The sequence below is a fragment of the Prauserella marina genome (assembly GCF_002240355.1).
Lineage (GTDB): Bacteria > Actinomycetota > Actinomycetes > Mycobacteriales > Pseudonocardiaceae > Prauserella_A > Prauserella_A marina.
The window spans coordinates 1,453,599-1,465,059 of record NZ_CP016353.1 but is presented as its reverse complement, the minus strand read 5'-3'; the positions used below and the strand labels follow the sequence as shown (position 1 = coordinate 1,465,059).

At 68.0% G+C, this 11,461-nt stretch carries 14 protein-coding genes; 5 read left to right on the top strand and 9 right to left on the bottom strand.

Features of this window, described 5'->3' with window-relative positions:
• Window positions 1-4 precede the first annotated feature (4 nt).
• Complete coding sequence (locus BAY61_RS06690) at window positions 5-520, top strand: YflT domain-containing protein (protein ID WP_091799882.1); 516 nt, start codon at window positions 5-7, stop codon at window positions 518-520.
• Between the two features lie 30 nt (window positions 521-550).
• Here BAY61_RS06690 and BAY61_RS06685 read toward each other — a convergent pair whose 3' ends face one another.
• Window positions 551-1,717 carry an MFS transporter gene (locus BAY61_RS06685; protein ID WP_245865874.1) on the bottom strand — a complete coding sequence of 389 codons (1,167 nt, stop codon included), beginning with the start codon at window positions 1,715-1,717 and terminating at the stop codon, window positions 551-553.
• A gap of 134 nt (window positions 1,718-1,851) precedes the next feature.
• Between BAY61_RS06685 and BAY61_RS06680 the strand changes: the two genes are divergently transcribed.
• Entirely contained in the window at window positions 1,852-2,688 is an 837-nt protein-coding gene (locus BAY61_RS06680) for a helix-turn-helix transcriptional regulator (RefSeq protein ID WP_176879598.1), read from the top strand.
• A 69-nt stretch (window positions 2,689-2,757) separates the two neighbouring features.
• On the opposite strand, the gene mutM is transcribed toward BAY61_RS06680, so the two are convergent.
• Entirely contained in the window at window positions 2,758-3,609 is an 852-nt protein-coding gene (gene mutM / locus BAY61_RS06675; RefSeq protein ID WP_091799874.1) for a bifunctional DNA-formamidopyrimidine glycosylase/DNA-(apurinic or apyrimidinic site) lyase, read from the bottom strand.
• Between the two features lie 37 nt (window positions 3,610-3,646).
• Between mutM and BAY61_RS32765 the strand changes: the two genes are divergently transcribed.
• Window positions 3,647-3,817 carry a hypothetical protein gene (locus tag BAY61_RS32765; protein ID WP_176879595.1) on the top strand — a complete coding sequence of 57 codons (171 nt, stop codon included), beginning with the start codon at window positions 3,647-3,649 and terminating at the stop codon, window positions 3,815-3,817.
• A gap of 89 nt (window positions 3,818-3,906) precedes the next feature.
• On the opposite strand, the gene rnc is transcribed toward BAY61_RS32765, so the two are convergent.
• The 7 genes from rnc to rsmD all read right to left on the bottom strand — a co-directional run bounded on the left by rnc (window position 3,907) and on the right by rsmD (window position 8,113).
• Complete coding sequence (gene rnc, locus BAY61_RS06670) at window positions 3,907-4,650, bottom strand: ribonuclease III (RefSeq protein ID WP_091799871.1); 744 nt, start codon at window positions 4,648-4,650, stop codon at window positions 3,907-3,909.
• 10 nt (window positions 4,651-4,660) lie between these two features.
• Window positions 4,661-4,843: a 50S ribosomal protein L32 gene (gene rpmF / locus BAY61_RS06665; protein ID WP_091799867.1), complete on the bottom strand. Its 183-nt coding sequence runs from the start codon at window positions 4,841-4,843 to the stop codon at window positions 4,661-4,663.
• Between the two features lie 78 nt (window positions 4,844-4,921).
• On the bottom strand, window positions 4,922-5,584 hold the full coding sequence (locus BAY61_RS06660; RefSeq protein ID WP_091799864.1) for a YceD family protein: 663 nt from the start codon (window positions 5,582-5,584) through the stop codon (window positions 4,922-4,924).
• A 119-nt stretch (window positions 5,585-5,703) separates the two neighbouring features.
• Entirely contained in the window at window positions 5,704-6,429 is a 726-nt protein-coding gene (locus BAY61_RS06655) for a flotillin family protein (protein ID WP_091799861.1), read from the bottom strand.
• A gap of 118 nt (window positions 6,430-6,547) precedes the next feature.
• On the bottom strand, window positions 6,548-6,997 hold the full coding sequence (locus BAY61_RS06650) for a guanyl-specific ribonuclease (protein ID WP_245865872.1): 450 nt from the start codon (window positions 6,995-6,997) through the stop codon (window positions 6,548-6,550).
• 32 nt (window positions 6,998-7,029) lie between these two features.
• Complete coding sequence (gene coaD, locus BAY61_RS06645) at window positions 7,030-7,518, bottom strand: pantetheine-phosphate adenylyltransferase (protein WP_091799856.1); 489 nt, start codon at window positions 7,516-7,518, stop codon at window positions 7,030-7,032.
• A 28-nt stretch (window positions 7,519-7,546) separates the two neighbouring features.
• Window positions 7,547-8,113, bottom strand: a complete 567-nt coding sequence (gene rsmD / locus BAY61_RS06640) for a 16S rRNA (guanine(966)-N(2))-methyltransferase RsmD (RefSeq protein WP_091799853.1) — start codon at window positions 8,111-8,113, stop codon at window positions 7,547-7,549.
• A gap of 112 nt (window positions 8,114-8,225) precedes the next feature.
• Between rsmD and BAY61_RS06635 the strand changes: the two genes are divergently transcribed.
• Together BAY61_RS06635 and BAY61_RS06630 are read left to right on the top strand one after the other, a co-directional pair.
• The gene (locus BAY61_RS06635; RefSeq protein WP_091799850.1) at window positions 8,226-10,358 is read left to right on the top strand and encodes a HelD family protein; all 2,133 of its coding nucleotides are present in this window, start codon (window positions 8,226-8,228) and stop codon (window positions 10,356-10,358) included.
• A gap of 47 nt (window positions 10,359-10,405) precedes the next feature.
• On the top strand, window positions 10,406-11,401 hold the full coding sequence (locus BAY61_RS06630) for an LLM class flavin-dependent oxidoreductase (RefSeq protein ID WP_211323459.1): 996 nt from the start codon (window positions 10,406-10,408) through the stop codon (window positions 11,399-11,401).
• Window positions 11,402-11,461 lie beyond the last annotated feature (60 nt).

Sequence of the window (11,461 nt, the reverse complement as noted above, 5' to 3'; positions counted from 1 at the left end):
CAGAATGACCACAGCGTTTTCCCAGGCCACGTTCACCGGTGCCGCGAAGACACCGCAGTTACCGACCATGCCGAGCGGCTGGCCCATCGCCTCCTACGACAGCTACGAGGACGCGCAGCGCGCCGTCGGTCACCTCTCGACCAAGGACTTCCCCGTGCAGGACGTCACCATCGTCGGGGTCGAACCACTTCTCGTCGAGCGCATCACGGCAAAGCTGACGTGGGGCAAGGTGCTCGGCAGCGGAGCCATGTCGGGCGCCTGGTTCGGGTTGTTCGTCGGTGTCCTGCTGAGCCTGTTCACCCCGGGAGCGGGCCTGCTGCCCATCGTCATCGGCCTCGCGTCGGGGCTCGTCTTCGGCGTGGTTTTCGGTGCCATCGGATACGGCAGCGCGAGAGGCAAGCGGGATTTCGTCTCGCACAGCCAGGTCGTCGCCCGCCGCTACGACGTGTTGTGCCAGCCGCGCAACGCGGAGACGGGAAGGGATCTGCTCGCCAAGCTCGCCTGGCAGACGGGAATCTGAGCCGACTCGCATGTGGACGGTTCGGGGCCCTCACCGGACGGGGCAAACGTCCCTGGCGGTCGCTGCTCTTTCGCTCCTCGCGCCGACGATCACCGCGAGGACGACGGCGACCACCTGCACGCCGAAGGCCCACATCGGCAGATCGCCGGCGGGGGTGCCTCCGCCCAGCAGCGCGGTGCCCAGCGCGGAGCCTGCGGCTGAGCCGAGATACATCGCGGCCATCTGGAAGGCGACGATGGTCGTCGTTGCCTTCGGCCGGGTCCGGGTGAGCACATCCTGCAGCGTCGGCACGCTGGCCCAGCCGGTCGCTCCCCAGACCAGTGCGGCCGCGAGCCATGCGACCGGCTGCGGCAGGAATGCCACGGCGGCGAACGATGCCAGTAGCGCTACCGCCAGGACAGGCAGCAGCTTGCGGGACCCGATCCTGTCGATCTGTCGTCCGATGAGCATGGAACCGAGCACGCCTCCGATACCCCAGGCCCAGATCAGCGCGAACCCCCAGGAGCCGAGGCCGCGGTCAGCGGCCATGGGCAGCAGGTAGGTGTACAGCCCGAGGCTGGTCACGCCGAACACGAATGCGAGGAGGACCCCGATCAGCACCTGCGGGGACTTCACGATGACGGAGGCACCGGAGCCCGGCTCGTCCGGGATCGCCGGGATCTCGCCGCCGCGAAAGACCAGCGCGGCCATCGACACGGCGCCCACGGCGACGACGAGGCCCATGGTCCAGCGCCAGCCGATCTGATCGCCGATCAGCATGCCGACGGGCACGCCCGCGACAGTGCCCGTTGACAGCCCGAAAGTCACCAGGGCCATGGCCCGGCCGCGGTGCTCCTGCCTGACCATTCCGGCTGCTGCCGCGGTGGCGACCGCCGTGAGGACGCCCGCACCCCCGCCCGCCAGGACACGAGAGCCGAGGAACACCGTGAGGCCGGGTGAGACCGCGGTGATCAGGTTGGCGACGTTGAACAGGCCGAGCGAGAGCAGCAGCGCGCGCTTCGTCGAACCACGGGTCGCACGCTTGGCGAGCGTCGTGCCCGCCAGAGCGTAAGCCGCGGTGAATGCCGTGACGCCGAGGCCGATCGCTCCGACTGTCGTCGCCAGTGAATCCGCGACCCTCGGCAGCACACCGGCCAGCACGTACGCGTCGATTCCCAGGGACACGGCTGCGACGACCAGTGGCCAGACTCTTCTCATCACTTCTTGCGCGCCGCCTCGTCCAGTTGTCGTTTCGCCGGTCCGAGACTCGACGCTAATCAGCAACTGAAGGTGTTACAAGATTGCCGTTTATGCTATTACTTGAAGCGATCGCCACGGAAGGAGCGGCAGCCATGCCAACGACCGCTGGGCGGATGCGGCGCACGAGGACCGAGCTCGCGGATTTCCTCCGCAGCAGGCGCGAGCGGGTCTCCCCGCAGGAGCTCGGGCTCACGGTCTCGGGCAGGCGGCGCACGCCGGGGCTACGGCGCGAGGAAGTGGCGGCGCTCGCCGGTGTGGGGATCACCTGGTACACCTGGCTGGAGCAGGGCCGCGACATCGGGGTCTCCGCGGAGTTCCTCGACGACCTGTGCAAGGTGCTGAAGCTCGACGCGGCCGAGCGCAGGCACCTCTACCTGCTCACGCAGAAGAGGCTCCCGAAGGAACCGGCACGCACCGCCTGCACGGTGCCGCAGGTGGCGCATGACTTGCTGGCCAGGCTTCCGGAAAACCCGTCGTACGTGCTGAACCTGAAGTGGGACGCGCTGGCGTGGAACAAGGCCGCGGACAGGCTGTTCGGGTTCAGCGACTTGCCTGCCAATCAGCGAAACATGCTCTGGATGGTCTTCGCCGACGAGCGTTTGAGGTCGCGGCTCTCGCCGTGGGAGGAGCAGGCGCGCCAGATCCTCACGAGCTTCAAGCGGGATTTCGCGCACGCACCGCAGGACGCGGAGATCATCGCTCTGACCGAGAACTTGTCGCGGTTGGATCCGACGTTCAAGAACTGGTGGAAGCGCCAGGACATCGACGGGAAATGCTCTGGGCGCAGAACCTTCGACGTCCCTGGCCCGGGCGAGGTCGAGCTGACGCACATCACCATGACGCTGGAGAGCGACAAGCATCTGCGCTTCGTCTACTACACGCCTCTCGGCGATTCCGCTGATGCCTTCGGCGACTGGGTGAGCGGCTGACCAACTCCGGCCCCGTAGCCCAAGCCACGTCCACAGCAGGTCATGACAGATCGGGGTCCACGCGGTAGATCAGCGCAAACGCTGGCACCCGGGGCAGGTGAACGAGGAGCGGTTCATGAAGGGATCACGGCGAATCGTGGCACCGCAGCGATCACACGGCTGCCCCTCCCGCCCGTAGACGTTGAGTGAGCGGTCGAAGTAACCGGACTGGCCGTTGACGTTCACGTACAGGGCATCGAACGAGGTACCGCCCGCCACGAGCGCCTCGGACATGACCTGTGTCGCGGCGCCGAGCACGGCGACCGCCTGCGCCTTGGTGAGCCGGTCGGTGCGCCGCGCCCAGTGGAGCTTGGCCCTCCACAGTGCCTCGTCGGCGTAGATGTTGCCGATGCCCGACACGAGTGTCTGGTCCAGCAGAGCCCTTTTGACCTCGGTGCGCTTGCGGCGCAACGCACGCACGGCCTCGTCGAGATCGAATCGCGGGTCCATGGGATCGCGGGCGATGTGCGCGATGGCCTCCGGCACGCGGGTACCGTCGACGTCGACCAGATCGGCCAGCGTGAAACCACCGAAGGTCCGCTGGTCGACGAACCGGAGCTCGGGACCGCCGTCGGCGAACCGGAATCGCACCCTGAGGTGTTTCTCGTCGGGCACGTCCCGCTCCTGGACGAGCAGTTGACCACTCATGCCGAGGTGGGCCAGCACGGCTTCGCCGTCGGCGAGGTCGAACCACAGGTACTTGCCGCGCCGCCTGGCGGCCTCGATCCGCAGCCCCGCGAGCCTGCCCTCGAAGTCGGCGGCACCTGGAACGTGGCGCCGGATCGCCCTCGGGTGCAGCACCTCGACGGAGGAGATCACCCTCGACCGGACATGCCGTTCGAGACCGGCGCGGACGACCTCGACCTCGGGAAGTTCAGGCACGAACGCAGCGTAGCCTTATCCTTGCCGGTAGAAGGAGGTGGTCGTCGCGAGCATCGCGACGGAGCCGGCGAACGGCTGGCCCGCTCCGCTGCGTACCTGGCGGACACTCGATCTGCCCGACGGCTGGAAAGCCGGGATCACCGAGCGAGCCCACCACCCGGTGACGCGCACAACGACATCGCCGACAGGGAGTACAGACGAACGGTGATCACACCGTTCGGGCAGTCCATCACGATTCCCGACCCGATCGCGCTCGACCTGGACACCGGCGATTTCCGGGGACCGGTCAGCCGCTGATCAGCTCTCGCCGCCCTCGGCGGGCTTGAGTTCTTCCGACAGCGCGCGCCATGCGGATTCCGCGGCCTTCTGCTCGGCTTCCTTCTTGGTGGTGCCGTCGCCGTGTCCCAGGTCGCGGCCACCGACGAGCACGATCGCGCTGAATTCCTTGCGGTGGTCCGGACCAGTGTCCTCGACCTTGTACTCGGGCACGCCGAGCCCGGCCGACGCGGTGAGTTCCTGCAAACTGGTTTTCCAGTCGAGACCTGCGCCCCGCAACGGCGCCTCGGCGAGCAGCTGATCGAAAAGCCGGTGCACCAACTCGCGGGCGGTCTCGATGCCGTACGCCAGGTAGGTGGCGCCGATGACGGCTTCGAGACCGTCGGCGAGGATGCTGGCCTTGTCCCGGCCGCCCGTCAGTTCCTCACCCTTGCCGAGCAACAGATGCGCGCCCAGACCGCCCTCGCCGAGTCCCCTCGCGACACCGGCCAACGCGTGCATGTTGACGACGCTGGCCCTCAGCTTGGCGAGCTGGCCCTCGGGGAGATCGGGGTGCTGCCGGTACAGGTGGTCGGTGACCACGAGTCCGAGCACCGCGTCGCCGAGGAACTCAAGCCGTTCGTTCGGTGGCAGCCCGCCGTTCTCGTACGCGTACGAGCGGTGGGTCAAAGCAAGGATCAGCAGCTCGGTGTCGAAGTTGACACCGAGCGCCTCAAGCAGCGGAGCGGTGTCCGCTGCCGATCCGGTAGGCGACTTATCCCCCATAGCCGGCAGCTCAGGCTGGCTCGACAACCTGACGGCCACCGTATTGGCCGCACGCCGGGCAAGCGACGTGCTGGGGCTTGAGCTCCCTGCATGCGCGGTTGGAACAGGCGACCAGCTGGATCGGCGTCGCCTTCCACTGGGCGCGGCGCGAGCGGGTGTTGGAACGCGACATCTTCCGCTTCGGGACGGCCACGGCTGGTTCTCCTCATCAAGGTCTGCTCGCGGGCGCGAGCGTGCTCGTCGATCTGGTGAGCTGGTGCTCAAAAGCTGGTCAGCGGTCTGAGCCATTCGCCGACGTGTCGTCAGGAAATGACCCGGCAGGCGCGGAAGGCTCCGAATCCTCAGAACCGTCAGCGACCTGAGCCTCCGACTCCTCGAGACGCTCGACCAGCGCGGCCCACCGAGGGTCTATCGTCTCATGCCCGTGTCCGGCGTCGAGATCGGCCCACTTCACACCGCATCCAGTGCACAATCCCGCGCAGTCGTCGCTGCACAGCGGCACGAGGGGCAGCGCGAGCACGACCGCGTCGCGCACGAGCGGCCCGAGGTCGATCCGGTCGTCGACGACCCTGCTGACCTCGTCCGGGTCGGTCGTCTCGTCCGTCGTCGAATCGGGATAGGCGAACAGCTCGGTCAGGTCGACCTCGACGGTGCCCTTCATGGGATCGAGGCACCGCGAGCACTGCCCCTCCGTCGGCGCCACGGCCGAGCCGGTCACGAGAACACCCTCGACGACGGACTCCAGCAGCAGGTCGACGCTGACCGGGGCGCCCTCGGGCACGGTGATCACGTCGGGTACGCCGAGCGCCGTTCCGACGGGAATCTCCCTGCGAACGGGAAGGCTGGAGCCGGGCCTGCGGCCCAGCTCGTGGGTATCGAGCAGCCACGGATCGCGCGCGTCGCGACGGTCCTGGCCGGAATTGTCTTCAGGCATCGGATTTCTTTGGGAAGTCTGCGGGAATCGGTAGACCGGCGCAGCCTCGGCACAACGCCCCGTGTCGGGCCGCCGAGCAGGCTCCGGCTCAGCTCTCCAGGGTACGCGCCCTCTTCGCGTCAGTGCGCCTGGTAGTCGTAGACCGTTCCGCGACCACCGCTGAGGTGCGCCGAACCGCGAAGATGATTGCGACCGGAGTCGACGGTGCGCAGCGTGGTGGCGAGCAGTTCGGAGAACTCGGCGAGCTTGCCGTCGACGTAGCCGTCGCAGTCGGAGCGCTGCCGGTCGGCCTCCGCGTGCGCCTCGTCGACGATGCGGGCGGCCTCGCCGTGCGCGGCCTGAACGACCTCGGTCTGGGCGACGAGCCTCGCCTGCTCGTGCCTGCCCTCCTCGACGGCCCTGTCGTAGGCGTCCCTTCCGGCCTGGATCATGCGTTCCGACTCGGCGCGCGAGCGATCGGTCAGATCGCGGTACTCGGCCTCGCCGGACGTCACGGTGCGCTCGGCCTCGTCGCGGGCGTCGGCGATCATCTGCTCGGCGCGGGCGCGGGCTTCCGCGATGAGCCGTTCGGCTTCGGCGTTGGCCTCGGCCACGGTCCGTTCGGCTTCGGCGTTGGCCGAGTTGACGGTGCTCTCCGCCTCGGCGCGGGCCTTGTGCACGATCTCGTCGCGCTTGTCGAGCACGTCCTGGGCATCGTCGACGTCGCCGGGCAGCGCGTCGCGGATGTCGTCGAGCAGTTCCAGTGCGTCACCGCGTGGCACGACACAGCTTGAGGTCATCGGGACACCCCGAGCCTCCTCCACGATTGTGACGAGCTCGTCGAGAGCCTCGAACACCCGGTACACGGCCAACTCCCTCGCGCCTGTGTGATCCCATCGGCAGGTCTTCAGTCTGCCCGCTCGGCCGGGAATTGGCGCGCAGGAACGCCGTGCGGGCGTGTCAATACGTCTCGATACGTTCCGGTCACGGGGTGATGATCAGATCGAAGCTCTCGTAGTGGTCGCTGGTGTAGAAGAACTCGCCGCCCGAGCCGGTGACGATGCGCCGCGCGCCCCTGTCTGGACTTCCCGGCGTCTCGACGGTGAATTCGTGGTAATAACCCTGCTCGCAGCCGGGAAGCAGCCCTTCCCTGTTCTGGAAGACGGTCCCGTCCTGGGGGTAGGGATACGGTCCGCCCGCTTCGATGAGTTCGTAGGTGTCCGTGGCCTCGGCAGGCAGATCGGCCAGCGGTACCTCGGTGAACCCCGACGTGTCGCCGCACTCGGCCAGCGGAGCCGGAGACACCTGGGACACCGTGGGAGCCGCGAACGCGCTCCCTCCGCCGAGCAGCGCGGCGACGAGCGCCACGAGGACCAGGACGACGCGAGAACGGTAGTTGGCCATTTTCGCACCGTAACGGGATTTCGTGATCATCAGGTGACCGTGCGATGAACGGTCACCCGCCGCTACCGCTCGGGGTTCAACGCCAGTCGTTCGGTGAGCCGCTTGTACACCACGGCGGGCACCATCTGCGAAACGTCGCCACCGTAGGTCGCGACTTCCTTCACCAGCGAACTCGACAGGAAGCTGAAGGCGGGGTTGTTCGACATCAGCAGGGTCTCCACCCCGGAGAGTTCCCTGTTCATCTGCGCCATCTGCAACTCGTAGTCGAAGTCGCTGACCGAGCGGAGTCCCTTGGCGATGGCGGCGATGTCGTGCTGCCTGCAATAGTCGACGAGCAGCCCGTGCCAGGAATCGATGCGCACGTTCGGCAGCTGCTCGGTCGTCTCGCGCAGCATCTCGATGCGCTCTTCGATCGTGAAAAGGCCCTGCTTCTTCTTGTTGATGAGCACGGCGACGACGACCTCGTCGAAGAGCTCCGCCGCTCTCACGATGATGTCGAGGTGTCCATTGGTCGCTGGATCGTAGGAACCGGGACAGACCGCTCGGCGCATGGCGCGGACGCTACCAAGCGCGCACGACTCATGCGCGAGATGTGACGCAGTACTCGGCCCAGAACAAAGCGGTGTCCCCGTAGCGCTTCACCCTCAGCCCGCGCAGTGCCTCCGGCCACGGCGGTTCGCCCTCTCGCGTGGCCCGCTCCACGATCACCAGCGCGCCATCGGCGAGCCAGCCGTTGTCCACGAGGGCACCGAGCACGGTGGCCAGCGAGCCGGAATCCACCGCATACGGCGGATCGGCGACGACGAGGTCGAACGCCTTCGCCGCGCGCTCGCCGACGACGCTGTCCACCTTGCCGTGCCGTACGGTGCCGCCGAGACCGATCGCGTCGGCGTTGGCCCGCAGTACCTCGACCGCCTTCCGGTCGGATTCGACGAACAGCACCTTCCGCGCGCCCCTGGACAGGGCCTCGAATCCCAGCGCGCCCGAGCCCGCGTACAGGTCGAGCACCGAGGCACCGTCGAGCTCACCCGCGACGTCGAGTGCGTTGAACAGCGCCTCCCGCACGCGTTCCGAGGTCGGCCGCGTGCCCTTCGGCGGTACGCGAAGCCTGCGGCCACCGGCCTTCCCCGCGACGATCCTGGTCACTCGTTCATCCTCGCAGCAGGTGTGACTCTGGCCGGGACGTGGTGATGCCTCGCGCGCGAACGCGTATTGTCGTTCTTCCCCTTCCCGGCGATTGAGCTGCGAGGAGCGCTGAGTGTCGGAACCTCGGGTCAGACGGGCCGAGATCGCCATCGAACAGTCCCACGTCGACCGCGTATACACGCGGCTTGCCGAGCTGCGCAGCCAGGCGGAAGCCATGCGCGCCAAGGGATACGAGATCGGTCACGGTGCCGCGCGCGAAGCCGTTTTCGAGCAGGCTTCGATGCTCTTCGAGCGCGACATGATGGTGTTTCACGCCAATCAGACGTTGCAGACGCTCGACGCCGAGTACGAGGGGCTCGTTTTCGGCAAGCTAGACCACGCCTCTTCCGAGCCCGTCTACGTCGGCAGGCTCGGCATCAGGGACGCGGAGTTCGACAACCTCGTCACCGACTGGCGGGCTCCAGCGGCGGCCGCGTTCTACCAGGCCACCGCCGAGGCACCGATGGACGTGGTGCGCCGCAGGGTCATTCGCTGCTCGGGACGGAACGTGCTCGACGTCGACGACGACGTGCTCATGCCGGAAGCGGTACCACCCGGCATGAACGTCGTCGGCGAGGGCGCGCTGATGGCCGCGCTCGGCAGGTCCCGAGGCGAGCAGATGCGCGACATCGTCGCCACGATCCAGAAGGAACAGGACGAGGTCATCAGGGCGCCATGGCGCGGGGTGACCGAGATCACCGGCGGGCCCGGTACCGGGAAAACGGCCGTCGCGCTGCACAGGGCGGCCTACCTGTTGTACCGCTACCGCAGGCAACTCGGCGGCGCCGGAGTGCTCGTCGTCGGCCCGTCCGGCGTCTTCACGAACTACATCTCGCGGGTGCTGCCCTCGATGGGCGAGACGAACGTCGACCTGCGCGCGCTCGGTCAGGTACTCGACGGCATCGAGGGCACGCGGCACGATTCCGCCGCGCTCGCCGCCGTCAAGGGCTCGCTGCGCATGCGCAAGGTGCTGCTGAAGGCGCTGAGGGACACGCCGCCCGGGGCGCCGACCGAGCTGCGCATCGTCTACCGCGGCGAGGTACTCAAGCTCGGCGGCAAGGAACTGGAGCGGGTGCGCCGCAAGGTGCACACCCACGGTGGCCCGCCGAACCGTTCCCGGGTCCGGGCCGCCGAAGCACTGCTCGACGCGCTCGCCGACAAGGCCGAGGAGCACGCGAAGGCCGACGGCAAGAGCTTCGACCGCGCCGAGCTGATCACCGATCTCGGCGAGCGCATCGACTTCCACCGGTTTCTCGTCGTGTGGTGGCCGGTGCTCTACCCGGCGGAAGTACTGCGCTGGCTCGGCGACGAGCGAAGGGCAGCCCGCGCGGCCAAACCACTGCTGAACTCCACCGAGACCGGCATGCTCGCCAGGTCGCTTTCCGGGCGGACCGGCGACTGGTCCGTCGCCGACATCGCCCTGCTCGACGAACTGCGCGTGCTGCTCGGTCCCCCGCCCAAACGCCGCCGCAGGCAACGGCTGGAACTGGACGCCGAACCGGTGCGCGGCAACACCGGCTCCGGCGCGAGGCAGCGGCCGGAGCACTACGACGAGTACTCGCACATCGTCGTCGACGAATCGCAGGACCTCTCCCCCATGCAGTGGCGCATGATCGGCAGGCGCGGGAAGTACGCGAGCTGGACGGTCGTCGGCGACCCCGTGCAGAGTTCGTGGCCGGACCCTTCCGAGGCGCGGCGGGCGCGGGATCAGGCTTTCGGGCAGCGCACCGAGCACCGCAGGTACACGTTGCGCACGAACTATCGCAACTCGGCCGAGATCTTCGATCTCGCGGCAAAAGTGGTGGAGGGACACGCCGAGAGCGACGACCTGCCGCGCGCGGTGCGCGCGACGGGACTGACCCCGCAGGTGCAGACCATCGAGAAGGCAACGGCGGAAGCCGAGGTGCAGACCGCGGCGAAGGAACTGCTCGGCGCCGTCGAGGGCACCGTCGGCGTGATCTGCGCCATGGACAGGGTCGGTGAGGTGACGGGCTGGCTCACCGGGCTGGCCGAGGACCGGCTCAAGGTCGTCGGCAGCCTTGAATCGAAGGGGCTCGAATACGACGCCGTCGTGCTGCTCGACCCCACCGAGCTGATCACGGAATCGCTCACCGGCAGGCGAGTGCTGTACGTGGCGCTGACGAGGGCGACCCAGCAGCTCACCGTGCTCGCCTCGGACGCGGACTGGCTGCCTGGCGATTCGTGAGCGCGCGCGGGGAATGCGGCCACCGTCCCCGCGCGTTGAACCGTTGCGTGACAACGCTGCGCGACATCCCGCTTTCCGTGCTCGACCTCTCGCCCGTCGTGAGCGGGTCCGACGCGGGCACCGCCTTCCGCAACACGCTCGACCTCGCGAGGTATACCGAAGCGCTCGGGTATCACCGTTACTGGCTGGCCGAGCACCACAACATGCCGGGAATCGCCAGCTCGGCGACGGCCGTGCTGATCGGTCAGGTCGCCGGCGCGACCGAGCGCATCAGGGTCGGTTCCGGCGGCGTCATGCTGCCCAACCACGCCCCGCTCGTGGTCGCCGAACAGTTCGGCACGCTGGAGGCGCTGCATCCAGGACGGATCGATCTCGGCCTCGGCAGGGCACCCGGCACCGACCAGCGCACCGCCTACGCCCTTCGCGGTCCGGCAGGGCTCAGCGCGGAGGACTTCCCGCAACGGCTCGCCGAGCTGATCGGCTACTTCGAGCACGAGGAGGGCCGCCCTGTGAATTCCGTCGCGGCCGAGGGCAACAAGCCGCCGGTGTGGTTGCTCGGATCGAGCGGGTTCAGCGCCCAGCTCGCGGGCATGCTGGGGCTGCCGTTCTCGTTCGCTCACCACTTCAGCGCGGAGAACACGCTGCCCGCGATCGCCCTCTACCGCGACTCGTTCAAGCCCTCCGCCGTACTGGAGGAGCCCTACGTGATGCTGGGCGCTTCGGTCACGTGTGCCGACACCGACGAACACGCCCAGTGGCTCGCCGCGCCCAACGGGCTCACGTTCCTGAGCCTGCGCAAGGGAAGACCGATTCCGCTGCCCACTCCCGAGGAAGCGGCTGCCTACGACTACTCCGACCTCGACAGGGTGTTCCTCGAAGAGCGGATGTCCAGCAACATCGTCGGCTCCCCCGAGACCGTCCGCAAAGGACTGGAGTCGCTGCTCGCCGACACCGGCGCCGACGAGGTCATGATCACCACGACGACGTATGGTCAGGACGACCGTAAACGCTCTTACCAGCTCGTCGCCGACCTGGTGAAGTAGAAACCACCGGTCTCGGCGGCGGGTTACGATGCCATCGACCCAGCCCGAACGGGGCATGAC